Source organism: Actinosynnema sp. NPDC023794, assembly GCF_040639675.1.
Lineage (GTDB): Bacteria > Actinomycetota > Actinomycetes > Mycobacteriales > Pseudonocardiaceae > Actinosynnema > Actinosynnema luteola.
Map to the genome: position 1 here is coordinate 59,291 of NZ_JBFAFR010000009.1, position 25,998 is coordinate 85,288.

Genomic DNA, 25,998 nt, shown 5'->3' on the forward strand with positions numbered 1-25,998 from the left:
TTGACTGCGGTGGTGCGGTTGAAGGACGCTGCGCCGATGGCGCCCGAGAACGCAGGGGAGCGCTTGGACGCGCTCACCGACCTGGTCACCCCGATGGCGGTGCGCACGGCGGTCACGCTCCGCGTGCCCGACCTGATCGCCGACGGCACCGCCGACCTGACCGCGCTGGCGCGGCGCTGCGGCGCCGACCGCGACGCGCTGGGCCGGTTGTTGCGCCACCTGGTCCACCGCGAGGTGTTCGCGGAGGTCTCCCCGGACGTGTTCGCGTTGACCGAACTGGGCGAACTGCTCCGCGACCGCGGCGACACCGGCTACGGCACGAGGTTCGATTTGGACGCCTTCCCGGCGCGGATGGACCTGGCCGCGCTGGGTCTGCCGCACGCGGTGCGCACGGGCGAACCGGGCTACGCGTCGGTGCACGGCCGCGACTTCTGGTCCGACCTGGACGCGACCCCGGAGTACCGCGCGCACTTCGACCGGCTGATGGCCGGCCTCCAGGCCTCGACCGCGCCGCAGGTGGCCGAGCTCTACCCGTGGCCGGAGGTGGCGCTGGTGGCCGACGTCGGCGGCGGGTCGGGCGCCCTGCTGGCCGAGTTGCTGGCCGCGCACGGGCACCTGCGCGGGATGCTGGTGGACCGGGCCGAACCGGTGTCCACGGCGGCGGCGCGGTTCGCCGAGAGCGACCTGGACGATCGGGTCGAGACGGTCGAGGGCGACTTCTTCCAGCCGCTGCCCGCGGGCGCGGACGTCTACGTCGTCTCGCGCGTGCTGACCGACTGGAACGACGCCTCCGCCGCGACGATCCTGCGCCGTTGCGCCGAAGCGGCCGGTCCGGACGGACGAGTGCTCGTGGTCGAGGTGCTGCCCACCGAGCCGCACGTGCCGCACCTGTCGCCGTTCGACCTCCGGATGCTGGTGGAGGTGGGCGGCAGGGAGCGCGACCGCGCGGCGCACGACGTGCTCGCCGCGTCGGTCGGACTGGCGCCGGCGCGGACGTTCGCGGGCTCGGATGGCTTGGCGCTCATGGAGTTCCGGGCGGCGTTGCGCTGATCGCCGTCTTGCCGCGGGTTTCTCCGCGCCTTACCGTCACGCTGAGCGTCAAACCTGTCGCCTGTCGAAGGGCGGACGCGCATGACCGTTTCCGACTCACCGCAGTATCGGACTTTCCTCGACGGTCTGGCCCACAGCGAGTCGGGACGGCTCCTCCAGGAGGAGTTGCGCCGCCGTTGGCCGGAGACGACCGACGAACTGGCTGCCATGGCGCGGTTCGCCCTGGTGCCGGCCGGGAAGCTGCTGCGCCCGCTGATGGCGCTGCACACCGCGCAGGCCGTCGGCGGCGACCCGCTGCGCGTCACCGCGGCCGTGCTCGCGCTGGAGTACGTCCACACCGCGACCCTCGTGCACGACGACATCATCGACGGCGACGACCTGCGCCGCGGACGGCCGTCGGTGCACGCCGCCTACGGAGTCCCGAACGCGATCGTCACGGGTGACGGCCTGATCTTCAGCGCCTTCGAGTCCCTTGTGGACGAACCGTGGTCGGCCTCGCCCGCGCGCGTGGTGGCGGCGGTCGGCGAGCTGGCCGAGGTCGGCCGGGACCTGTGCCGCGGCCAGGTGCTGGAGTCGCGCCTCGTCGGCGCCCCGGAGGAGGGCGCGCGCTGGTACGAGGAGATGGTGCGCCTCAAGACCGGCGCGCTGTTCCGGGCCGCCTGCTACATCGGGGCGACGCTGGGCGGCGCGGGTGCGGACACCGGCGCGATGCTGGCTTCCTACGGCGAGAACGTCGGCATCGCCTTCCAGATCCGCGACGACCTGCTGGCCTTCGTCGCCACGCCCGAGCAGACCGGCAAGCCCCGTGACAGCGACCTGCTCAACGGACGGCCCACGCTGCCGGTGCTGCTGGCCTACGAGGCGGCCGACGAGACCGATCGGCGGGAGCTGCGGGAGGTCCTGGGCCGCCGCGCCGCCCGGGAGGGCGACGTGCGGTGGGTCCGGGACCTGGTGACGGCCTCCGGCGCGGTGCAGAGCGCGCACCGGCGGATGGCGTCCCACGTGGAGCTGGCGCTGGCCGGGCTGGCGGGGCTGTCGCCGTCGCCGCACGCCACCGCGCTGGCCGACATCGCGCGCTGGACCACGAGCGGGGCGCGGTGAGCGCACCGCCGGACGGCCGGGGGTGAGGACGTGGGCTTCGGCACGGCGGTCCGGGCGCACGTGGAGACGTGGCGCCCTTACACGCTCTGGTACGTCGGGCTGGTCGGGCTCGGCGGTGCGGTCCTGGCCGGCGCGGCCGGTCACCCGTGGCGGCTGCTCGCGGCGTGGGCCGCGCCCACCGCGGGCTGGCTGGGCGGGCACTACCTGGGCGACTACTTCGACCGGCACCTGGACGCCATCGGCAAACCGCACCGACCGATCCCGTCCGGACGGTTGAGCCCGCGCGTTGCCCGGGCGTGCGGTGTGCTGTGCATGCTGGTGGTGGCGGCGATCGCCGTGCTGGGTGGGTGGCCGACGCTGCTGGCCGCCGCGCTCGGCGTGTTCGGCATCGTCGCCTACAGCCGGTGGGCCAAGGCGCGTGGCATCGCGGGCAACCTGGTGCGCGGCGCGCTCGGCGCGATCGCCCTGGTGTACGGGGTGTGCGTGGCCGGGGCGTGGCCGTCGTCGCGGATCGCCGCGGTGGTGGCGCTGGCGGCGGTGTTCTGGCTGCACGACACGACGTCCAACCTGGTCGGCACGCTGCGCGACGTGGACGGCGACCGCGCGGGCGGCTACGACACGCTGCCGGTGCGCCGCGGCATGCCCTTCGCGGTGTGGACGGTCCTCGCGCTGTACGTGGCGGTGATCGGCGTGGCGGTGGCGGGCGGGCTGCTGGCCGCGGTCGGCGACCGGACGGCGTACCTGGTGACGCTGGCCGTCGTGGCCGCGCTGGGCGCGCTCGCGCTGGCGCCCCTGGTCCGGCGGCGCGCGGACGTGCCGGTGGTCGTCGCGCTGCGGAGCCACGAAGTGCTGGTGGTCGAACGGCTCGTGCTCGCCTCGGCGATCGTCGGCCTCGGCCTGGGCGTCGGCTGGCAACTGGGGCTGGCCCTGCCGCTGGCCGCGCTGACATGGTGGACGCAGTCGGCGATGCGGAGCAGCCACGAGCTGGGCACGTCGCGGCCGTCCGAGGCTCGCTCGCGCTGCCTGATCCCGTTGGAGGACAAGACATGACAGCCGTGTCGCAGGTCGACGTCGCGAAGGCCGTGGAGCGCGGCGCGGAGGCGCTGCTGGCCCGGCAGCGCCCGGACGGCGCGTTCACCGACGACCCGCCCGCCTCCGTGCTGGGCACCGCGGGCGCGATCACGGCGCTGCACGCCGCCGACCCGGTCGCCCACGCCGACCTGGTCGCGGGCGGCGCGGCGTGGCTGCGCGACCGGCAGCGCGGCGACGGCGGCTGGGGCGGGGTGGACGGCGCGCCCAGCGAGGCGGTGCCCACCGCCATCGCCACCGCCGCCCTGCACGTCGTCTCCCCGGAGCGCAGCGAGACGGCCGTGACGGCGGGGCGTGCCGCGCTGGCCGCGCTGGGTGGCGTGGACGCGGTGAGCGACCGCGCGGTGGCGCTGATGTGCCGCCAGTTCCTGATCCTGGCCGGGCTGACCGCCGAGGCGGGGGCGCTGCGGCGGCTGCCGCTGGAGATCGTGCTGGCCGACAAGGTGCGACGGCGGTTGATCTCGTTCCGCACCGCGCCGTTCGTCGGCCTGGCGCTCATGCAGGACGGCCTGCTGCCCACCGGGCCGGTGCGCCGGTTCACCCTGCGCCTGGCCCGTCCGGCGGCGCTGCGACTGGTCCGCGCGGTGTACGAGCACGAGGGCCGCACCGGGGCGCTCAGCGAGGACCCGTGGCCGGCCGCGCTGGTGCTGCTCGGCCTGGCCCGCTCCGGCGAGGCGCCCGACATCGCCGCCGCCATCGCGGGCTGGCTGCGTGCCGCGGTCCGGCCCGAGGGCGCGTGGGACGCGGTGGCCAACCTCGACCTGACCCGCACCGGCTACGCCACCACCGGCCTGGTCGCCGCCGGGTACGCCGCCGACCCCCGGCTGCGCGCGTCCCGCGACTTCCTGCACGCCGCCCGCACCACCGAGCCGTTCACCGTCCTGGACGTCCCGGCGGGCGGTTGGAGCTTCTCCACCCGGCGCGGCTGGCCGGTGACGCTGGAGTCGGCCGAGATCCTCAGCGCGCTGGCCGGGCTGCCCGGCGCCGCCGAGGACGCTCACCTGCGCGGCGGGCTGGAGTGGCTGACCGGGCGGCAGGACACGCGCGGCTCGTGGAGCCTGTGGGTGCGCGACACCAAGCTCACCAACGACGGGCCGTGCCCGGCGATCACCAGCCAGGCCGTCCAGGCCCTGCTGGACGCGGGCCGCCCCGCCGACGACCCGGCCGTGGCCTCCGCCGCCGCGTGGCTGCTCACCGCGCACAACCCGGACGGCACGTTCGAGAACCTGTGGTACCGCGACCACACGTCCGGGACCGCCGTCGTGGTCGGCGCGCTGGCGCGGGCCGGGCACGGCGGGCACGAGGTCGTGCGCAAGGCGGTGGACTGGCTGCTGCGCACCCAGCTGCCCGACGGCTCGTGGGGCCCGGGCGACGGAACCGAGGGCTCGGTCGAGGAGACGTCCTGGGCGGTGCAGGCGCTGCTGGCGGCGGGAACCGGCGCGGACGCGGTGGACCGGGGCGCGGCCTGGCTGGTGGCCGTCGCCGAACCCGACGGCGGCTGGGAGCCCACGCGGGTGTGCAACTACATCCGCCACCACATGCGCTACGCCAACGGCGTGATCACGCAGGCCGTGGCGCTCAAGGCGCTGGGCGAGTACCGGGCCGCCGTCCGATGACGCTCCCAGGGACCGTCGACGTCGTGGTGTCCGGCGCGGGCGCGGGCGGGCTGGCCGCCGCGCGGGCGCTGGGCGGCACCGGCCTGCGGGTGCTGGTGCTGGACCGCAGGCCCACCCCCGCGCCGACCGCCAAGGGCGAGATCCTCCAGCCCGGCGCGGTGCGCGTGCTGGACGACTGGGGCGCGCTGGACGACCTGAGGGCCGCCGACGCGCGCCCGGTGGACCGGCTGGCCATCCGCGACGGCGACGGCGCCGCGCTGCTGACCGTCGAGTACGGCACCCTGCCCGGTCCGCACCGGCAGGTGCTGTGCGCGGCCTACGAGGACCTGTGCGGGGCGATCACCCGCTCGCTGCCCGACACCGTGGAGATCGTCCGCGGCGTGCGCGTGGGCGGGGTGCTGCGCGAGGGCGGGCGGGTCGCGGGCGTGGCGGCCGACGGCGGCGAGGTCCGCGCGCGGTTGGTCGTGGCGGCCGACGGCATGTCCTCGGCGCTGCGCAAGGACGCCGGGATCACCGTCGACCGGGACGAGTACCCGCACCGGCTGCTGGCCTTCGACGTGGCCGACGCCGACGTGCCCGGCGAGGTGACCGCCTACCGCACCGCGCGCGGCCTGCGCTTGGTCTACCCGCTGCCCGGCCGCCGCTGCCGGCTCTACGTCCAGGTCGCGCCGGACGAGTTCCGCGCCACCGGGTTGGCCGAGCTGGGCCGCTGGGTCGACCGCGTGCTCGCCGAGGTGCCCGCGCTCGCGCCGCTGGCGCCCGCGGTGCGGGCGAGCCTGCACCGCCGGCAGCTGTTCGGGGTGTCCCGGCTGCGGGCGGGACGGCTGGCCGTGCCCGGCCTGGCGCTGGTCGGCGAGGCCGCGCACGCCGTGCACCCGATGGCGGCGCAGGGCGTCAACAGCTCGCTGGCCGATGCCGAGGCGCTGGCAGAGGCGTTGGCAGAGGCGTTGGGAGGGGCGCCGGCCGCGCGGTCGGTAGTGGACGGGGGTCCGGCGGTGGACGAGGCGCTGGCGGCGTACGAGGCGGCCCGGCGGCCGAGCCTGGACCACATCGCGAAGGTCAGCCACAACGCCGCCCGCATGATCACCGCGCTGTCCGGCGCGCCCCGGCTGCTGGGCGCGCGGATGATGCGCCGCACCGCGGCCAACCCCCGGCTGCTGCGGCGCACCGCGGGCAACATGTCCGGCACGGACGTCCGGCCGCTGACGTTCGTCGACCGGCTCTACCAGCTGGGCGTGCTCGCCGACCGGCGTGCCCACGACCCGCACGCGGCCGACCCGAGGGGAAGCGAGGTCCGATGACCGCCGTCGACGCCGACCGGCTGCACGACCTGTCCATGAACGAGACGCCTTACCCGCCGCTGCCCGCGCTGCGGCAGGTGGTCGCCGAGGGCGCGGCGCTGCTCAACCGCTACCCCGACCGGCTGGCCGGTGCGCTCACCGCCGGGCTGGCCCGACATCTGGGCGTCGGCCCGGAGACGGTGCTCGTCGGACCGGGCTCGGCGGGGTTGTTGCAGCACCTGGTGCAGTCGTTCGGGCCGAAACCGGAGGTCGTGCACGCGGCGCTGTCGTTCGAGGGCTACCCCCTGGTCGTCGCCAACGCGGGCGCGAAGAGCGTGCTCGTGCCGATGGACGGCTACCGGCACGACCTGCATGCGATGGCCGAGGCGGTCACCGACGCCACCCGGTGCGTGCTGATCTGCAACCCCAACAACCCCACCGGTTCCGCGCTGGGCCGCGCCGAGCTGGAGGAGTTCCTCGGCCGCGTGCCCGCCGACGTGCCGGTGGTGATCGACGAGGCCTACCGGCACTTCGTCACCGACCCGGACTTCCCCGACGCGCTGGACCTGTACCGGGACCACCCGAACGTGTGCGTGGTGCGCACCTTCTCCAAGGCCTACGGCCTGGCCGCGCTGCGCGTCGGCTACGCGGTGCTGCCCGCGGACCGGGTGATGGCCGCGCGGATGACCGGCATGGTGTTCTTCGCCAACTCCCTGGGCCAGGCCGCCGCGCTGCGCGCGCTCGACCCGGACGTCACCGAGGAGCTGTCGCGGCGGTGCGCCGACGTGGCCGCGCAGCGCGCCCGGCTGGTCGCCGGGCTGCGCGACGCCGGGTACACCGCGCCCGACAGCGAGGCCAACTTCGTGTGGCTGCCGCTGGGGGAGGACAGCGCCGCGTTCACCGCCGACGCCAAGGCCGCGGGCATCCTGGTGGCGTGCCTGGACGGGCGGGGCGTGCGGGTCACCGTCGGCACGGCCGAGGCCAACGACCGGTTCGTGGCCTTCGCGCGCTCCCGGAGGTGAGCGCCGCGCCGGGTCCCGGCGCGGCGCGCGTCCCTACCAGCCCGCCTTGATCGTGGACACGATGTGCCCGCGCTCGTCCTCGGTCAGCCACCAGCCGACCGGGATGGACACCATCCGCGCGCTCACGCTGTCCAAGCCGGGCAGCAGCGCGGCGTACTCGCGCACCGTCGTGTAGACGTCGTTGCGCTCGTGCACCTGGCTGGCCATGATGCCCGCCTCCTCCACGCGGCGCATGAACCCGTCGCGGTCGTCGACCTTGATCGTGTAGATCCAGCACGACGACTCGCGGTCGGGCGCGCGTTCGGTCAGCTCCAGGCCCGGCACGTCGGCCAGCTCCGCGTCGAAGTACGCGGCGTTGCGCCGGTGCTTGGCCAGGTTCTCGTCCACGTGGTCCAGGTTGGCCAGGCCGATGCTGGCGTTGATGTCGTTCATGTGGAACTTGAAGCCGAACTCGGGGATGTCGTTGAGGAACGAGAACCGCGCGCTGGTCTCGCGGTCGATGCCGTACCACCGCAGCAGCCGCGCCCGGCGGGCCAGCTCCTTGTCCGGCAGCACGACCAGGCCGCCGTCGCCGGCGGTCAGGTGCTTGATGGCCTGGAAGCTGAACACCGAGATGTTGCCGTGGTTGCCCAGGTGCTTGCCGTCGAACGTGGCGCCCCAGGCGTGCGCGCAGTCCTCGATCACCATGGGGCGCACGCCGTGCACCTTCTCCGCCTGGTCCAGCACCTCGGCCAGCCGCCGCAGGTCCACCGGGTAGCCGGCCCAGTGCACCACGATGATCGCCTTGGTCCGCGGGGTGATCTTGCGGGCCAGGTCGTCCAGGTCCATGTTGAGGTTGGCGGGGTCGACGTCCACCCAGCGCAGGCGCAGGCCGTTGGCCAGCACCGGCCAGTTGGTGGCGCTGCACGTCATCGGCGTGGTCAGCACTTCGCCGCCCCCGCCTCTCGCGCCGCCGGTGACCAGGTGCAGGGCCAGGTGCAAGCCCGAGGTGGCGCTGTTGACGGTGGCGAGCTTCGGGTTGCCGACCCGGGTGGCCAGGGCCGCCTCGAACTCGTCCACCTTGGTGCCCTGCCCGATGAAGCCGCTGGTCAGGACCTTCTCGACGAGGGCAGGCGCGGTAGGGGACATCGCGACCTTGAACAGGGGGATCATGCGTGCTCCTTCGTCGTGCGGCCGGTTTCCGGTCAGCGCACCTCGATCCCGACCGGGCGGAGGTAGCGCGGTTCGCGGTCGTGCTCGCCGACCGCCACCACCAGGCCCCGCTCGGTGAGCGCGTCGGCCGGCCGCCACACCCCGGTGAGCGGCTGACCGGCGGACTGGTCGGCGATCGTCCGGGCCGCCGGTTCCGGCACGGCCTTCGCCGGCCACGTCCCGGAACTGGCGGAGGTCGGTGACGCGGTGGCCCGCGTCGTCACCGCAGAGCGGGGCGGCGCCGCGGTGCTCGCGCGGCGGCGTCGCCGTCAAGTCGTAGGGCAACTCGCCCTGCTCGACGGCCACCACCAGCGCCCGCCGCGGCGGGCGGTCGCGGACCAGGCGCAGCGCGGTGAACGGCGTGGCGCTGCACCGGCACACCGCGAAGGACAACGGCGTGCCGGTGCAGACGTGGCTCAGGTGGGTGGCCGTGGCGTGGCGACTCGGTGTCACCCCGCGCGTCGGGTGCGGTCATGGTGGCCTCCAGGGCGGAACGGACCCAGTGCTGGAACACCATCGCGGAGAACGTCGCCCCGGCGCCCGCGCCGACCGCGCCCACGAGGTAGCGGACTCCCGCGCGCGGCAGCCCTCGCTCGTGCGCCGCGGCGTGGTCGGCGAACGCGTCGGCGCCGAACAGGTGGCCGTTGACCGGTGCGTTGGACAGCGGCACGCGCTCCACCGGGAAGTCCACCGGCAGGCAGAGCCGTTGCCAGGTCACGGCGTCGTCGGCCGCCGCGCGCGGCAGGTCGGCCTGCGACCGCTCCGGGTCGAGGCCGGTCTCGCCCAGCCCGTGGAACCGCCGGACCTGGATGTCGGTCAACCCCAGCGGTTCGGCGAGGCTTTCGATGGGAACGCGGACAGCCGGCGTGCGCGCCGACACCGCGTCGAGCGCGGTCACAGTCGGGATCACACCACGCGTCCTGGCGAACGTCAATGAGTGTTGTCGTCGTCGGGGGGCGCGGTTCCTGCTCGTCGTGCTGCCGCTGCGAGGCCACCGGTTCCCCATGCCCGCCACCGGTCAAGCGACCGTCCACAGTGGACATGAAGTGTCTGTCCACTGGTCGGTCCGGACGCGACGGTGCACCCCACCGGGGTACGCGCCTACCGCCGTTACGCCGAGACCGGCATGGCCGGCGTCCACGCGCTGCGGGACGGCTGCCGCGGCTGCCCGCGCCGCCGGCCCACGACGTGCGGGCCGTGTTCGTGACCTCGAGGATGGACGCGAAGCCGTTCCTCGTGAACGTCATCGCCGGTGACCTGGTGCGGATGCCGCACCTGATGCGCCGTTCGGACGCCGTGGTCCGCCACGCGGGTGGTGCGGTCAACGAGGTGTCGAGCTACGGGGTCCCGATGGTCCTCGCCCCTGTCCGTGCCGGGCAGGTGGCGCTGTCGCACCGGGTCGCGGCGGCGGGCGCACCCGGTGCACGGGGCCGCAGCCGCGCGGGCTGCGGAGACCCGAACCGCTGCCGGTGGACCTGGTCGAGATCGCCCGCGACCGGGCCGACCTGATCCGCGCCCACCCCGCCCGAAGTGGACCGCGGGCACGAGCACGCGCCGCTGCCGCGCCCGGTGTCGGCGATCGGCACGGCCGTCGGCGCGCCGATGACTCCCCGCGGCGGTGCGCCGACGCGTCCGAAAGCGTGATTGTCGTTGCGCCGCAGCTAACCTAGCCTCAGCGGATGAGCACCCGCCCCACGCTGTCGGCGCGCGATCCCGGCGCGTCGGACCGAGCCGCCGCCGGCGATCGGCGGGACCTGGTCATCGAGGCGAGCGGTTTGCGCAAGACCTATCGCAAGCGGGGACGCAAGGCCAAGGCCGTGGAAGCGGTGCGGGATGTGCACTTCGCGGTGCGCGTGGGCGAGATCTTCGGGTTCCTCGGGCCCAACGGCGCGGGCAAGTCGACCACGCTGCGGATGCTGGCCACCCTGGTCCGCCCGGACGGCGGCAGCGCCCGCATCGGTGGAGTGGACCTGGTGCGCTCGCCCGCGCGCGTCCGCGACGTGATCGGGTTCGTCGCGCAGTCCAGCGGCACCTACGACGACGCCTCGGCGCGGCAGGAACTCGTCGCCCAGGCCCGGATGCACGGCCGGAGCAAGGCCGAGGCCGAGCAGCTGGCCGCCGCCGCGATCACGACCTTCGACCTGGAGGAGTTCGCCGACCGCCGCGTCCGCACCTACTCCGGCGGGCAGCGCCGACGGCTGGACTTCGCGCTGGGCGTGATCCACCGGCCGTCGGTGATGTTCCTGGACGAGCCCACCGCGGGCCTGGACCCGCCCAGCCGGGCGCGCATGTGGCGCGAGGTGCGGCGGTTGCGAGACAACGGCATGACCATCTTCCTCACCACGCACTACCTCGACGAGGCGGACTCGTTGTGCGACCGCATCTCCATCATCGACCGGGGACTGATCGTCGCCGAGGGCACGCCCTCGGACCTCAAGCGGGAGATCTCCGGTGACGTCGTGACCGTCGGCCTGGCGGCCCCGGACGAGGCGGGCCAGCTCGACGCCGAGAAGCTGCGTCGCGCCGCCGACGTGCTGACCCCGCAGCCCTACGTGCGCGGCGTGGAGGCGGTCGACACGACCCTGCGCCTGTACGTGGACGGCGCGGCCACCGCCATCCCGTCGATCACGGCCGCGCTGCTGCGCGTGGGGGTCGAGCCGAGCACCATCGAGGCCCGCAGGCCCAGCCTGGACGACGTGTTCCTGGCCAAGACCGGCCGCACCCTGGACGACTGAAGGACGGCCGGCGTGAAGGTGCTCCGCGACACCTGGCTGATCTTCACCTTCGAGACCAGGATCATGGCGCGCAACCCCACCGTGGTCGCGCTGACGCTGGCCCAGCCGATCACGTTCCTGGTGCTGTTCGCGCCCTTCCTCAAGGTCGCGATGGCGGGCCGGGGCGTGGAGAGCTACGGCGACGCTTACGCCGTCTACGTGCCCGGCCTGTTCGTCGCGATGGGCCTGCTCGGCGGCCTGTACGCGGGCTACGGCCTGCTCAGCGCGTTGCGCGCGGGCATCATCGACCGCTGCCGGGTCACCCCGGTCAGCCGCACCGGCCTGCTGCTGGGCCGGGCGCTGATGCACGTGGCGCTGCTGGAGTTCCAGGCGGCGGTGATCACCGCCGCGGCGTGGCCGTTCGGGCTGCGGGTGAACCTGCTGGACCTGGTGGTGTCCTACGCCCTGCTGTCGCTGGTGATCCTGCTCAGCATCTCCATCTCCTACGCCATCGCCCTGCTGGTGCGCAACGAGAACAGCCTGGGCGTGCTGGTCAACACCGTCGGCCAGCCCGTGTCGCTGCTCGCCGGTGTGCTCATCCCGCTGACCCTGGCGCCGCTGTGGGTGCAGAACGTGGCGCGGTGGAACCCGTTCGCCTGGGCCACCGACGCCCTGCGCGCCCTGTTCACCGGCCACTTCACCGCGCCCGCGGTCTGGCAGGGCGGCGTCGTCATGCTCGCCGCCTGCGTCGTGGCCGTCGGCTGGTCCACCCGCCTGTTCAACCGGGAGGTCTCCTGAGTCCGGCCCGGCTGCGGGCCGCTCTCGCGCGGGCAACGTGCCGCTGATGCTCGTCGAGCACGGCGCGGACCGCCATGCCGGTCGGGCGCGTCCCGTCCGATGAACGGTTGCACATCCCCGGCGGTGGCGCTCGGGGCGCGACCTCGTCTGCCGCCGCGCCGACCGCCTTGACGTCCGTGAGCGCCTGGGGCGTCCGGGACGCGTACCACGCGTGGGCGTGGTTGATCCCGCGCATCACGAACTCGCTGCCGTTGGCTCGTGCAACCGCCCGTTGCCGACGTAGAAGCCGTTCGTGGCCGAGCCCGCGGGCGTGCTCACGAAAGTGACCAGCGCCGGCACGAGGACCGCCACCACGCCCAGAGCCAGTTTCTTGATAAAGCGATCCTGAAGGGAGGGGTGGACGACCAGCGTCCACCCCTCGGGTCAGGGCAGCCAGCGGATGTTCGGGTTGAGGCGGCCGGTCCGGTCGAAGACGGCCATGTTGTCCCACTCGTTGCCGGAGTTGGCGATGTCGGTCGGGTTCCAGCCGTTGCCGGCCACCGCGTACCAGGTCGGCTCCCAGTAGAAGACGCCCGACGCGCCGGCGTTGCGGGCGGTGTTCTGCACAGCCGCGAAGTTGGCCTGCTGACCGGACTGCGACGCCGAGTAACCCGAGCACGTCGAGGTGACGACGTTGGCGGTGCTGTCGTGGTTGGTCGTGGTGAACGGGTACGCGGTCTCGACGATGACGACCGGCTTGCCGTACCGCGACCTCATGTCCGAGACCACGTTCGCCATGTTCGCCATGCCGCCGTGCCAGAAGCAGTAGTAGGACAGGCCGGTGACGTCCCACTGGACGCCCTGGCCGCGGATGCCGTCGTAGAACGCGCGGGCGCCGCTCTCCACCCTGGCCGTGTGGATGAGCACCTGGGTGCCGCTGTTGCACGCCTTGGTGGCGTTGTAGCCGGCCTTGAGCAGGAGGCCGAGGTTGTAGTAGTTGCCGTTGGTCACCTGGCCCTCGGGCCACAGCATGCCCGTGTTGATCTCGTTGCCGATCTGCACGCTGTCCGGCGTGGTGCCCTGGTCTTTCAGGCTGGTGCACACGTCGTAGGTGTAGTTGTAGACGTCGGTCTGGAGCTGGCCGATGGTGTGGTTGGCCCAGGCGGCGGGTTTGAACTGCTTGCCCGGGTCGGCCCAGGTGTCGGAGTAGTGGAAGTCGACCATGAGCTTGAGGCCCTTGGCCTTGACCGCCCGCGCGTACTGCAACACCTTGTCCTTGTTGTTGTAGCCGCTGCGCGGGTTGTTCCAGATCCGCAGCCGGGCGTAGTTGACGCCGACGCTCTTGAGGATGTCCAGGGGGTCTCCCTGAGTGCCGTTGGCGTGGTAGTACCGCGCGCCGACGTCCGCGGCCCGTTGCAGCGTCGACACGTCCGCGCCGCGCATGATCCCGTCGTCACCCGGGTCGTCACCGGTCACCACGTCGAGGTGGTCGACGTTGCCCAGCCCGCCCGACGTCGTCGCGGCCAGCCGCACGGTGTTCGACCCCGCGTCCAGCTGGACGGTCAGGCTCCTGGTCGCCCAGGTGGTCCAGGCGCTGGTGGCGTCGAACGCGACCCCGGCCTGGGCCACCGACCCGTTGACGCTCACGTCGCCGGGCCGGTTCGCGCCGCTGCCGTTGGCGTACCGGAAGGTCAGCGTCGCCGTGCCCGCGGTCGTCGCGGTCACGGCGAACTGGACCGCACTGCCCACGGCGTTGGTCGTGTCGCAGAAACCGGTGCCGGTGTAGCCGGTGTGGTTCGAGGCGACGGCGCCGCCGCAGACGGCGGGCGCGGACTCCGCCTCGTACCGGCTCGTCGCGGCGCCCGCGGTCACCGGCAGCGCGACCACGGCGCCGGCCACCGCGGTCGTCACCGCCGTGGCCCACGACAACCTGGAGAACAGCTTCATCGATGCTCCTTCGTGCTGGCTCGGCCGAAGAGGTCTCAGGCCCTTCGGGTCCACACCTGATTCGACATCGCCACGGCCGTGTTGTCGGCCGTGGCGCGGGCGTCCACGTCGAGGCAGCGCCCGGACTGCGGGGTGGTGATCGTGCCGTTGGCGTTGAACACCCACTTCTGGCCGCCGCCACCGGCGCAGGACGTGATCGTGACCCTGGTCCCGTCCTGCCCGGCCGGCAGCAGGGTCGCCACCCGGTCGCGCACCGAGCTGCGCCGCGTCAGGTAGCCCAGCGCGGCCAGCGGCTGCCGGCCGCGCGCGAAGTCGAAGTCGTTGGGGCTGTTGGTGTCGATGCCGATGACGACGATCCTCACCTGTGCGGTGGCGAAGGCGCCGCGCGAGGCCGCGACGCCGGTCCGCGTCGGTTCCGGGCCGCGCTGGTACGGGTTGTCCGCGGCGATCGCGGGTCCGATCTGGACGGACGCGGTCGCCGCGGCGGGGAGCGGGGCGAGGGCGATCCCCGCCCATCTCGCGGGGCGACCGGGGCTTCGGCCGTCGTTCACCGGCATCTGCGGTGCACTCCTTGGAGACAGGGACCGGGGAGGGTGCGGCAGCGGACAGTGGCGAGGAGGTGCACTGTGAACGTGCACAGTAACCCTTGGGTGCACATGTGTAAACAGGCTGTCCGTCGTTGGCATTTATACGAACTTGCCCAAAAGGCAGCTGTGAACGTTCCCAGTCCGCAGGCCGATGTGGCGCTGCCGCTACGCCGTTCGGGCGAGGCTGGGACGACCTCCGAAACTTTTTCGATCCGGCTGTTGACAGCGGGGCCGGGGCGTTCTTACCGTCGCTCAAGCATCGTTGGCCGAACCCGTTGGCGCCAAACGAATCAACGAGCTCGACCGGGCCGCGTGAGCGGCCTGACCGAGCAGGTCGGCCGGAGGTGGATAGCGCTTTCCGCGCGAGACAGAGGACCTCTACGCGTTCCCGGCCCTGTGGGCCGGCCCGGAGGCGTCCGAGATCATCATGAAGCTGAAGCCGACCAACCAGTGATCGATCCGGCAAGCACATCGGTACCCATGAGCACCTGACAGTCCGAGCAAGTTTTCCTGCGGCGGTTCCGGGCTGATGGGTAAGCGCTTTCCAGCGACCGGCGGGTTTGCCTGCCGAGACAGACCCGCTGGTCGCCGTCTCACCACCGCGGCGCGTGGTGGGTGATCGGGTCGGCGCGGTGCAGGGTGATCGTGTCACGGGTGGCGCGGCGGAGGCTCTGCACCATCGTGAGCAGGCCGAGCACGATCAGCACCAACGGCACCACGAGGCCGCCGGCCTGCCGGATCGCGGTGGCCAGTTCCGCCGGAGCCACGATGCCCAGCGGGAACATCGCCAGCGTGAAGGCCAAGGCGCCGGCGCCGGCCGCCGCGGTCAGGGTTCGGCCCGAGGGCTGCCGCCGCGCCAGCAGGACCGCGCCCACGAGGCAGCACGCGCCCTCGACCGCCAGCACGACCCTCAGCACGACGCCGAAGGTGGTGACCCGGTCCTCGTCCACGCCGAGCGAGCTGATCGCGGCCACCAGGGCGAAGCAACCGAGCAGGATCGCGCAGGCCACCGCCATCGTGATCGGCACGCGGCTCGGCCGGCGGCCCTGCGACCGGTCAACGGATCCGTGCACCTGTTCCTCCTCCGCTCGGCCGGGCACCCGGCGCGCCGCCGTCGAGCCCGCTGAACCACTCGCTCACCGTCGTGGTGGCCCCAGTCAACGTCGTCCGACGACCCGTCGGCGCGGCACTGGCATCAAGCGGCCACCACGGCGGCACTCGCCGCCGGCAGGCGGTCGACGGGCGCCGCCGCCGTGTCGTCTTCGTCACGTAACGATCGCGGCCGGCGGGGCGATTCGCGCGATTGTCCACAGTGGCCACGCACGAACCGTTGCCGGGCAACGGGATAACGACGAAGTAGGTTTCCGAGTGAGGCTCGTGTTGCTCCGAATGGAGGCTTCTTGTCGCGCGCCCGGTCGGGTGTGATCTCTGCCGATCGGCGGACCTCCCGCTGATCCGCAGGAGCGGGCTCGTGTCGACCCGCTCGACCCGCGGACCGCACCAGGTCCGCCGGTCGGTGGCGCACGCGGGAAGGGGCAGGGGTGCGGGGTCGCTCGCGGTTCGCGAGGTCCGGTCGGCAGGCCGTGGCCGTGGTGGTGGCGTTCGTGGTGGCCGTGGCGGGGTTGCCCGCGTGGTCCACGCCTGGCGCCGCGGAGCCGGTGTTGCCGGCCGGTGCGTCGAAGGACGCGCCGGGGCAGCGGGCCGGGCTCGCCGGTGACGCGCGCGACGCGTCGGCCGTCGAGAGCTCGGGCACGCCCGACGGCGGCCCGCGGTGGCCCTACGAGCGTCCCGAGGTGGTCGGGACGCGCGTGAGCGCCCCGGATCCCGCCCTGCCCGGCGACGACGTGGCGGGCGTGCCCGCGGTCCGGGTGGAGCCGGCGAAGCAACCGCCCGGCTTCGACGCGGAGAAGTCGAAGGAGGACGTCGCCAAGCGGAAGGCGGACTCCACCGAGTACGCCAACCCCGACGGCTCGCGCACCCTGCGCGTGTTCGGCGGCACCCGGTTCAAGGAGTCCGGCGGCAAGCTGGAGCCGGTCGAGAACACCCTGGAACGGACCGGCAACGGGCGCGTGAAGCCCAAGAACGCCGCGCCGGTGACCATCGGCGGCAAGGGCGACGACGCGGAGCTGGTGTCGTTCGAACTCGCCCAGGGCTCGTCGGCGTCGTTCGCGCTCGACGGGGCCGCCCCGGTCGTGCTGGAGGCCGACGACCTGCGGAACCCGGGACGCGGCCAGGGCAAGGCGAGGTTCAAGGGCATCCGCCCGCACGCCGACCTGGAGCTCACCCCGGCGCTGTGGGGTGTCAAGGAGGACATCGTCCTGCGCTCGCCGGACGCGCCCGCGGTGTGGGACTTCACCCTCAAGCTGACCGGCGGCCTGCGTGCCGAGCTGGACCCGGCCAACGGCTCGGTGCTGCTGAAGTCCTCCAGCGGTGGCGTCGAAGGCGTGATCCCGCCCGGCTTCATGGTCGACTCGAAGATCGACCCGCGCTCCGGCGAGGGCGTGCGCTCCAACGGCGTGAAGTACGCCCTCTCGCGGCACGGCAGCACCACGAAGCTGCGCATCGAGCTGGACACGGCCTGGCTCGAGGACCCGGCGCGCGTCTACCCGGTCGTGGTGGACCCGACGATCCGCGACCACACCGACTCCGACGACACCTACGTCATGACCAACGCCCCGGCCTACCCGAGCTGGTCGGAGTCCGAGCTCAAGGTCGGCACCTACGACGGCGGCGGCCACGTGGCGGCGTCGTTCCTGCACTTCAACGAGGCGTTCAACAACCTGCGCAACCACTACGTGCTGGGCGCGACGCTGAACCTGCACGAGATCTACTCCTACTGCTGCCCCGCGCAGGCGCGCGAACTGCACGTGCAGCGGGTCACCTCGCCGTGGGGCACGGAGGTGGCCAGCTGGCCCGGCCCGTCCTACGACGGCACGGTGGTCGGCTCGATCAACGCCTCCCACGGCACCTCCGCGGCGTGGCTGTCGATCCCGATCGCCGGCGACCGGATGACCCGGTGGGTGCACGGCACCGAGGCGTTCCACGGCTTCCGGCTCGGCGCCTCCCACACCGACTCCTACGCCTGGAAGCGGCTGTCCTCGGCGCAGGCGACCAACGCGGGCGCCATCCCGTTCCTCGACGTCGTCTACTCGGTGGAGGGCGCCACCTACGGGCTGCCCCACGGCGGCTACAGCACCCCGGTCACCTCGGTCAGCGACGGCACGATCCCCGTCGACGTGACCAACTGGGGCGTGTCGACCTGGTCCGCGGGCGGGTCGTTCGGCCTGCGCCAGTCGATCTACAACTCGGCCGGCGAGGACATGATCGACAAGCTCGGTCAGCACGGCTACCGGCACTTCACCGTGCCGGCCACCACCTGGACGCGCGGCAGCGTCCGGATCGACGTGAAGACGCCGAAGCTGCCGCCGGGCAGCTACCGCCTGGTGCTGGGCATGGAGCAGGCGGGTGCGGGCAACTACTGGCCGTTCAGCGACGTGCAGCGGCTCGAGGCCACGATCAGCGTTCCCAACACCCCGCCCACCATCAAGGGCAACCACCCGGCGAACAACGCGATCGTCGACACCCTGCGGCCCACGCTGTGGGTGAACTACTCCGACCCGGACAACTGGCCCAACGCGGGCCGTCAGCACTGGTTCGAGCTGTGCGGCGGCACGCCCCAGGCGCCCGTGGGGTGCGTGAACTCCGGTTGGCAGAACAGCCCGTCGTGGACGCCGCCGAGCGGTCCGCTGTCGTGGAGCAAGGACGGCCACTGGTACGTCAAGCTGTCGGACAACAACGTCGAGAGCGGCAAGCTCGGGCCGCTGCACCTGACGCCGGTGGTGCCGCAGCCGGAGATCACCTCGCGCCTGGTGGGCGCCACGGACGGCGGTGACGTGCCCGGCGTGAACCCGCAGGCGGGCAACTTCGGCTCGACCGCGGTCGACGTCGACATCTCCGTCGCCGGTCCGCCGCTGTCGATCAGCCGCACCTACAACTCCCAGGACCCGCGCTCGACGGGCGCCTTCGGCACCGGCTGGACCACGCCGCTGGACCAGCGCATCACCGCCGACAGCGACGGCAACGTGGTCGTGACCCTGGTTACGGGCCTGCAGCTGCGGTTCGGCCGCAACCCCGACGGCACCTACGCGCCGCCGCCGGGCGTGAACCTGACGCTGGTCCGGACCGCGTCGGACTGGACGCTGCGCGACGCCAAGGGCACCAAGCGGGTGTTCGACACCCAGGGCCGCCTGGTCAAGGTGCACGACGCCTCGGGCAACACGCAGTCCATGATCTACGACGGCACCTCGACGCACGTGTCGAAGGTGAAGGACGACCACAGCGGCCGGCAGCTGCACCTGTCCTGGGTCGGAGGGCACGTCGTCTCGGTGTCGACCGACGCGCCGGGCGCGAACACCGTCGCGTCGAGGTGGACCTACGACTACAGCGGCCACAAGCTGACCAAGGTCTGCTCCCCGCTGACCACCGAGTCCTGCGTGGACTACCAGTACGGCGAGTCGTCGCACTACCGCTCGGCCGTGCTGGACGACAACCCCACCGCCTACTGGACGTTGGGCGAGGCCACCGGCGCCACGGCCAACAACGTCGCCGCGCGCACGGCGGGGGAGTGGAACGGCGCCTACCACGGCGTGGCGCAGGGCAGGGCGGGCGCGATCACCGGCTCGACGGACTTCGGCGCGGAGTTCGCCGCCGGCGCCGCGGTCGTGGCCCCGGACGACCTGCTGAACAAGGACATGTCCTTCTCGCTCGAGGTGTGGTTCAAGGCCGCGCCCGGCAAGAGCGGCGTGCTGTTCTCGCACCAGAACACCGAGCTCGGCACGACGCCGACGAACTACGCGCCGCTGCTGCACGTCGACCTCAACGGCAAGCTGAGCGGCAACGCGATCACCACCTCCGGCGGCATGCACATCACCAGCACCGCCCGCGTGGACGACGGCGCCTGGCACCACGCGGTGCTCACCACGGCCGTCGACACGCACACGCTGTTCCTCGACGGGCAGCAGGTGGGCCAGGTGACCGGCAAGACCATCGACCACGAGCTGAACCACAAGGTGTTGGTCGGCACCGGCCACACCAACCTGTGGCCGAACGCCCCGGCCGGCAGCCACCCGTTCACCGGCGCGCTGGACGAGGCCGCCGTCTACCGCCACGCCTTGACGCCCGCGCAGGTCACCACGCACCACGCGCTGCGCTCCGCGTCCCACCGGCTCACCAAGGTGGTCGAGCCCAGTGACTTCACCGCCACCGCGATCACCTACGACGGCCAGGGCGGCCGGGTGGGCACCCTCACCGACCGCAACGGCGCCACGTGGACGGTCGGCGCGTCCACGCCGAGCGGCAGCGCGGTGCGCACGGTGACCGTGAAGTCCACGGTCCGCGGTGACATCACCTACAGCTACGACACCGCCAACGGCGGTCGGATCATCGAGCGCAAGGACCAGTTCGGCGCGGTCAAGTGGGAGTACAACGCCGCCGGGTACGTGCACCGCACGATCGACGAGACCGGGTGGACCCGGTACACCGACACCGACGCGCGCGGCAACGTCGTGCGCAGCGCCCACTACAACGGCGGCCGGTACAGCTACCGCGGTTACGGCTACTTCCTCAACACCGCCGATCCGCTCGACCCGCGCAACGACACCCTGGCGTGGGAGACCAACGGCTACGGCTGGGGCGACGAGGACGCCTACAAGACGTCCTACGAGGTCGACGCGGCCGGGCGCGTCACGAAGACCACCTACCCCAGACCCGTCGGGGTGGCGGCCAACCCGACCGAGACGTTCCGCTACGCCACCGGCGCCGAGACCTCCGTGGACGGCGGCAAGGTGCCCGCGGGCAAGCTGTTGGCGCACACCGACCAGCGCGGCGGCCTCACCCAGTACTGGTACTGGGGCACCGGTGACTTCGGCAGCGTCGTGGACCAGGTCGGGAGGCGGTACGAGCACAGCTACGACGCGCTCGGCCGGGTGAAGAGGCGCACCGGTTCGGTGAGGTCGGGCACCACCTGGACCTACACCGGGACGACCGAGTACGCCTACAACGCCGTGTCCCGCCCGGTCGAGGTCAAGGAACCTCCGACGGCCAACGCCGTCACCAACACCCCGCACCGGCTGGTCACCAAGCACGTCTACGACCGGGCCGGCCGGCTCACCGAGACGACCGTGTCCGACGCGAACGGCAACGACGCGCCGCGCACCACCAAGTTCGGCTACGACGCCGCGGGGCGGCTCACCTCGACCACCCTGCCCGACCAGACCGTCCGGCGGCAGGAGTGGGACGCCGCGGGTGACGTGGTGAAGACGGTCGACACCGGCAACCGCGTGCTGGAGCACCGGTTCGACGACCGGCACCTGCTGGTCGAGACCGCCGCCGTCGGCGCCGGGGTGGACCCGCTGGACGCCGGGAGCACCCGGATGGTCGTCCAGTCCCTCGGCTACGACCCGATGGGCAGGCTCGCGTCCGTCGTGGACGCCCAGGGCCGCGAGCGGACCTACACCTACCACGGCAACGGGCCCCTGGCGCAGGAGCGGCAGGTGGAGCGCGACGCCGCCGGCGCGATCACCGACTCCGTGACGCTGGCGTCCTACACCTACGACGGCGTCGGCAACGTCGTCAAGCTCGTCACCGCCGGCTCGCGCACCAGCCGGTACGTCCACGACGCGGCGGGCCTGCTCGCGGGCGGGCACACCGGCGAGACCAGCAAGCACGCGCAGTCCTACACCCGTGACGCGATGGGCAACCCGACCTCGGTGAGCAACCACACCGGTGTCGCGTTCACCAGCCAGGACGACGCGTCGTTCCTGGACTCGAGCTCTCCCGACACCTCGCAGGTCGACGGCCCCGGCGCGCGGTTCGCCGACAACGACAGGTCGTGGGTCTACCGGCTCACCCTGCCCCCGGCCGGCCACGTCAGCGGTCAGGGCAGCACCTTCACCGGCGGTGAGCTGACCCTGCGGCTGTCCAACCAGTTCCTGGTGGAGGCCGGCTCCGACCGGACGACGTGGACCGAGCTGGGTCGTGAGACGCAGGCCGTCACCAACCGGTCCAACACCGGCGACCGCACCTACGACGTGAGCCGGTTCCTGTCCTCGCGCACCGTGTACATCCGCATCCGGGACTCGCGCCCGGCGGACGGCTGGGGCGGCCGGGTCGAGGCGCTGCGGCTGCGGCTGACCGACAGCACCTCGCCCACGACCAAGGTCTCCTACGAGTACGACGCGGCCGGCCGGCAGACCAAGGAGGTCGTGGACAACCCCGGCGGCACGCCGTCCACCCTGGCGACCACCTACCTGCGTGACCCGCGCGGCCTGGTCACCTCCGTCACCTCGCCCGGCGGCGGCACGACTTCGTTCGCGTACGACAACTCGGGCGCCCTGGTGTCCACCACCCTGCCCGCGGTCGACACGTGGGTGGCCGGTCAGCGCACGACCGGTGTGACCCCGCAGGCGGTGCTCGGGCGCAACACCTACGGCGAGGTCGTCGAGACCCGCGACCCGGCGGGCGCCACCTCCCGCGCGGAGTACGACGCGATGGGCCGGGTCGCCAAGGAGGTCTCGCCGGACTACACCCGGCCCGACGGCCAGGTGCTGACCGCGACCACGTCCTACCGCTACGACGACCGCGGCCTTCCCGTGGAGGTCACCGACGCCCGCGGCGGCGTCACCGCCCTGGCCCACGACCACTACGGCCGCGTGGTCCGCACCACCGCGCCCGACCCGGACGGCGACGGCCCGCAGGCCGCGCCCGTCACCACGCACGAGTACGACCGGGTCGGCCAGCTGCTCAAGACCACCGACCCGGCCGGCGGCACGACGTCGGCCACCTACGACACCCGCGGTCGGCGGGCGACCGCCACGACGTCGGACCGCATCGGCGGCCAGACCGTCTTCTTCACCACCGCGTTCGAGCACAACGACGCCGGGGAGGTCACCCGGGCGACCACGCCGACGGGCGCGACGACGAAGTTCACCTACAACGACGTCGGCGAGCTCAAGCACGTGCTGGACCCGGCCGGGGTGTGGGACGACCGCGAGTACGACCACAGCGGCCGGCTGCTGGGCCGGATGATCGGCGAGGAGATCGGCGAGAGCTACCGCTACGACGCCGCGGGCAGGCTGGTCGCGAAGGCGAGCCACACCGGCGCGTACGGCCGCTACGACCCGGCGCTGCGCACCACCCGCCACTCCTACGACGCCGACGGCAGGCTCACGGAGGCGGTCAGCGGCGAGGGCCGCGTCAGCCGGCGCGCCTACGACGCCGCCGGTCGCACGACGACGATCACGCAGCTCGCCGACGCCGCCGACCCGACCAGCGCGGTCACCGTGCAGCTCGGGTACGACGCCGCCGGTCGCACCACGCGCATGGTCGACGGCAACGGCAACGCCACCGACTACACCCACAACGCCTGGGGCCTGCCCGAGTCCACGGTCGAGGCCGCCACCGCAGCGCACCCGGCCCCGTCCGACCGGACCTGGACCACCACCTACGACGTGGCGGGACTGGCGGTGGCCGAGTCGCTGCCCGGCGGGGTGACCGTCGGGCGCACCTTCGACGCGCTGGGCAGGCTGACCAGGCAGACCGGTGACGGCACGGCGAGCGCCAACCCGGCCAAGGAGTTCGCCTACGACGCCGCCGGTCGGGTGGCGAAGGTGTCCGGCCCCGCAGGCGACACCACCTACACCTGGAACGACCGCGGACTGCTCACCGGCAGCACCGGCGGCAGCGGCACGGCGACGTTCCAGTACGACGGCGACGGTCGGCTCACCGAGCGGGTCGACAAGGCGGGCGCCGCCGCGTTCGCGTACCACCCCACCACCGGCAAGCTGTCCTCGACCACCGACCCGCTGACCGGCCGGACCGCCTCCTACACCTACGACGCGGACCTGGGCCTGGTCACCTCCATCGGCTACGGGACCGGCGCGGCGAGCCGCGCGTTCCAGTACGACGGCCTCGGCCGGTTGGACCTCGACCAGTTGGTCAAGCCGGACGGCAGCGTGGCCGCGAGCACCGACTACGACCACGACCGCGACGACCTGATCACCAAGGAGACCACGGCCGGCGTCACCGGCGAAGGCCTGAACGCCTACGCCTTCGACGGGCTGGGCAGGCTCCGGTCCTGGCTCCGCCCCGACGGCGCCCAGGAGACCTACACCTGGGACAAGGCGTCCAACCGCACGGCGGTCACCACCGCGCAGGGCACGCGCACGGCCACCTACGACGCCCGCAACCGGCTCACCGCGGTGACCGGCGGCGGCGTCCCGGACGTGACCAACACCCACACCCCGCGTGGCACGGTGCGCAGCAGCCAGAGCGGGTCGGTGACCACCGAGTACCAGTTCGACGCGTACGAGCGGATGACCGAGGCCAAGCGCGGCGCCGAGACGGCGACCTACCAGTACGACGCGCTGGACCGCCTCGTCACGCGCAACGGCGCCGGCTTCGCGTATGCGGGCCTGGACAACAGCCCGGTCGGCCTGCCGGGCGACACGCTGGTCTCCCGCGACGCGCTGGGCACGCCGCAGTCCGACCGGACGGGCACGGGCCCGGCCAGGTCCCTGCTGACCGACACCGGCCGCGCCGACGTCACCGCGGGCTTCGACCCGGCGACGGGCGCCGTGGGCGGGTCGACGTCGTACTCGCCGTTCGGCGAGCGGACCGGCGAGCAGGGCGCCCTGGGCTACCAGGGCGGCTACACCGACCCGCTGACCGGCCAGGTCAACGCGCACGCCCGGTGGTACGACCCGGCGACGGGCGCGTTCACCTCGCGCGACACGTGGACGCTGCCCCCGTCACCGGTGGTGCAGGCCAACCGCTACACCTACGCCAACGCCAATCCGGTCAACCACAACGACCCGTCCGGCCACGCCATCCCGCTGTTCATCTGGGCCGCCATCGCCGTCGTCGGCATCGCCACCGGTGCCGCGGTCGCGGGCAGGCCGAACCCGAACCTGCCCCCCTACCCCTCGCCCGGTCCGGAGCGCATCTCCGGGTGCTCGCGGTGCGGGATGAAGCCCGACAGCTCGCCGACGCCGAGCACCCACCTCCCGGTCCCCAACCCGACCCAGGGTGTTCCGACGCCGGGCCAGAAGCCCGGCGGCACCGGCACGGGCAAGATCGGCGGCGGCACGGGGACCGGCAAGGGCCACGTCACCGTCCCGACCCCGCCGCGCCCGCCGATCGCGGAGATCAACAACAGCAACCCGGCCCCGGCGCCGACGATCGAGCAGAGCACCGCGTGGGTGAACCGCCCGTCGGCGTCGGTCGGCACCGGCCAGGGCGCCATCCAGATCGGCAACGGCTCGACCGTGGCCGAGGACCTGCCCTACGCGCCCGGCCAGGCGAACGGCCTGGAGTCGTCCTGCAGCTTCGGGTGCCAGGTCGACGACTTCTTCAACGCCCTCGGCAACGCCGTCACGGAAACGGTCATGGGGGCGATCGACCTGACCCTCATCGCGGCCAAGTGCAGCACCCCGCTGGCCGCGATCGCCTACCGCCACGAATGCCTGGAGTACGCGCAGAACTTCTTCGGCACGGTCGAGTTCCTGGTCACCGATCCGGTCGGCTTCGCCACCGGCCTGTGGGACGCGACGGTCCAGCCGATCATCGACGCGGACCAGGCGGGTCGGCACGGCGCCGCGCTCGGCATGGCCGTCGGCGGCCTGCTGGACTTCGTGGTCGGCGGCAAGGGCATGGGCAAGCTGGGGCGCGCCGGGGCGGCGAGCTGCAAGAACAGCTTCACCGCCGACACCGAAGTCCTGATGGCCGACGGCGCGCGCAAGGCGATCGACGCGGTGCGCGTCGGTGACGAGGTGGTCGCCACCGACCCCGAGACCGGCGAGACCGGTGCCCGGACGGTCACCAGGACCGTCGTCGGTCGAGGCGAGAAGGCGCTGGTCGACGTCACGGTGGACGCCGACGGCGCGGCCGGTGACGACTCGGCCACGATCACCGCCACCCACAACCACCCGTTCTGGGTGAACGACCGCGGCGAGTGGGTCGACGCCGAGCGGTTGGCGGCGGGCGACGTGCTGCGGTCCTCCGACGGTGCGGCTCGGGAGGTCTTGTCGGTCACGCGGCGCACGGTCGTGACGACCGTCCACAACCTGACCGTCCAAGGTGTCCACACGTACTTCGTGGTCGCCGGCGCCATCTCGGTGCTCGTCCACAACTGCGGCAACCGGATCGCGTCCGAGGACGACGCCTGGCTCTCGCTGGACCGGGCGATGGAACTGCAGTCGACCCGTGACGACGGCATGGTCGTGCACGGCACCACGGCGGTGATCGGGGTCTACAACACCCTCACGCACCAGACGAGCACGCGCCTGGCCATCAACGGACCGGGGGAGATGCCCGGCACGTGGACCCTCCGGCCGGGTGAGACGTTCGTGCAGGGAGCGAGATTGCGCGACCACGGGGAGGAGACCATCCTGAACAACATGGCCGCCCACGAGCACGCGATCTTCGGCGCGGCGTCGCGGAACTTCTGCGTCGCCAACTGCCTGCCGCACCTGGACGTCCGCGGCGCGGTGCTGCTCGGCGAGGGGATGTTCCCGCACCTACCGCAGAACTCCCCGTTCCGGCTCTTCTACGTCCGCGGAGGGGAGTAG

The 25,998-nt window shown here is 73.0% G+C and carries 16 protein-coding genes; 10 read left to right on the forward strand and 6 right to left on the reverse strand.

The annotated features are described in order from the left end of the window. Positions 1-36: 36 nt before the first annotated feature. The 6 genes from AB0H12_RS20640 (at position 37) to AB0H12_RS20665 (ending at position 7,158) form a co-directional block, all read left to right on the forward strand. Positions 37-1,050, forward strand: coding sequence for a methyltransferase (locus AB0H12_RS20640; protein WP_499624474.1), 1,014 nt, complete (start codon positions 37-39; stop codon positions 1,048-1,050). Positions 1,051-1,131: 81 nt separating this feature from the next. Next, positions 1,132-2,151, forward strand: coding sequence for a polyprenyl synthetase family protein (locus AB0H12_RS20645; protein ID WP_499624475.1), 1,020 nt, complete (start codon positions 1,132-1,134; stop codon positions 2,149-2,151). 30 nt (positions 2,152-2,181) lie between these two features. Further along, complete coding sequence (locus AB0H12_RS20650; RefSeq protein WP_499624476.1) at positions 2,182-3,201, forward strand: UbiA family prenyltransferase; 1,020 nt, start codon at positions 2,182-2,184, stop codon at positions 3,199-3,201. Next, complete coding sequence (locus AB0H12_RS20655; RefSeq protein WP_499624477.1) at positions 3,198-4,856, forward strand: prenyltransferase/squalene oxidase repeat-containing protein; 1,659 nt, start codon at positions 3,198-3,200, stop codon at positions 4,854-4,856. Before AB0H12_RS20650 ends, AB0H12_RS20655 begins: the two co-directional genes overlap by 4 nt. Continuing rightward, a complete protein-coding gene (locus AB0H12_RS20660; protein ID WP_499624478.1) occupies positions 4,853-6,157 on the forward strand; it encodes an FAD-dependent oxidoreductase in 1,305 nt (434 codons plus the stop codon). The genes AB0H12_RS20655 and AB0H12_RS20660 overlap by 4 nt, the downstream gene beginning before the upstream one ends. Continuing rightward, positions 6,154-7,158, forward strand: coding sequence for a histidinol-phosphate transaminase (locus tag AB0H12_RS20665; protein ID WP_499624479.1), 1,005 nt, complete (start codon positions 6,154-6,156; stop codon positions 7,156-7,158). Before AB0H12_RS20660 ends, AB0H12_RS20665 begins: the two co-directional genes overlap by 4 nt. Before the next feature lie 33 nt (positions 7,159-7,191). Here the strand turns inward: AB0H12_RS20665 and AB0H12_RS20670 are convergent, their stop codons facing one another. Genes AB0H12_RS20670 through AB0H12_RS20680 form a run of 3 tightly spaced genes read right to left on the reverse strand, consistent with a single transcriptional unit; the run spans position 7,192 to position 9,259 of the window. Next, complete coding sequence (locus AB0H12_RS20670; RefSeq protein WP_499624480.1) at positions 7,192-8,310, reverse strand: DegT/DnrJ/EryC1/StrS family aminotransferase; 1,119 nt, start codon at positions 8,308-8,310, stop codon at positions 7,192-7,194. 32 nt (positions 8,311-8,342) lie between these two features. Further along, positions 8,343-8,573: a hypothetical protein gene (locus AB0H12_RS20675; RefSeq protein ID WP_499624481.1), complete on the reverse strand. Its 231-nt coding sequence runs from the start codon at positions 8,571-8,573 to the stop codon at positions 8,343-8,345. Next, on the reverse strand, positions 8,570-9,259 hold the full coding sequence (locus tag AB0H12_RS20680) for a hypothetical protein (RefSeq protein ID WP_499624482.1): 690 nt from the start codon (positions 9,257-9,259) through the stop codon (positions 8,570-8,572). Before AB0H12_RS20680 ends, AB0H12_RS20675 begins: the two co-directional genes overlap by 4 nt. A gap of 287 nt (positions 9,260-9,546) precedes the next feature. Here AB0H12_RS20680 and AB0H12_RS20685 point away from each other — a divergent pair, with 287 nt between their 5' ends. The 3 genes from AB0H12_RS20685 to AB0H12_RS20695 all read left to right on the forward strand — a co-directional run bounded on the left by AB0H12_RS20685 (position 9,547) and on the right by AB0H12_RS20695 (position 11,861). Then, positions 9,547-9,858, forward strand: coding sequence for a hypothetical protein (locus AB0H12_RS20685; protein WP_499624483.1), 312 nt, complete (start codon positions 9,547-9,549; stop codon positions 9,856-9,858). A gap of 170 nt (positions 9,859-10,028) precedes the next feature. Beyond that, the gene (locus tag AB0H12_RS20690) at positions 10,029-11,084 is read left to right on the forward strand and encodes an ATP-binding cassette domain-containing protein (RefSeq protein WP_499624484.1); all 1,056 of its coding nucleotides are present in this window, start codon (positions 10,029-10,031) and stop codon (positions 11,082-11,084) included. 12 nt (positions 11,085-11,096) lie between these two features. Next, positions 11,097-11,861 carry an ABC transporter permease gene (locus AB0H12_RS20695; RefSeq protein WP_499624485.1) on the forward strand — a complete coding sequence of 255 codons (765 nt, stop codon included), beginning with the start codon at positions 11,097-11,099 and terminating at the stop codon, positions 11,859-11,861. A gap of 423 nt (positions 11,862-12,284) precedes the next feature. On the opposite strand, the gene AB0H12_RS20700 is transcribed toward AB0H12_RS20695, so the two are convergent. The 3 genes from AB0H12_RS20700 to AB0H12_RS20710 form a co-directional block, all read right to left on the reverse strand. Next, complete coding sequence (locus AB0H12_RS20700) at positions 12,285-13,787, reverse strand: glycosyl hydrolase 53 family protein (RefSeq protein WP_499624486.1); 1,503 nt, start codon at positions 13,785-13,787, stop codon at positions 12,285-12,287. Between the two features lie 35 nt (positions 13,788-13,822). After that, complete coding sequence (locus AB0H12_RS20705; protein ID WP_499624487.1) at positions 13,823-14,344, reverse strand: ricin-type beta-trefoil lectin domain protein; 522 nt, start codon at positions 14,342-14,344, stop codon at positions 13,823-13,825. Between the two features lie 623 nt (positions 14,345-14,967). Continuing rightward, on the reverse strand, positions 14,968-15,447 hold the full coding sequence (locus AB0H12_RS20710; protein ID WP_499624488.1) for a hypothetical protein: 480 nt from the start codon (positions 15,445-15,447) through the stop codon (positions 14,968-14,970). A 468-nt stretch (positions 15,448-15,915) separates the two neighbouring features. On the opposite strand from AB0H12_RS20710, the gene AB0H12_RS20715 reads away from it, so the two are divergent. Next, a complete protein-coding gene (locus AB0H12_RS20715) occupies positions 15,916-25,998 on the forward strand; it encodes a polymorphic toxin-type HINT domain-containing protein (RefSeq protein WP_499624489.1) in 10,083 nt (3,360 codons plus the stop codon).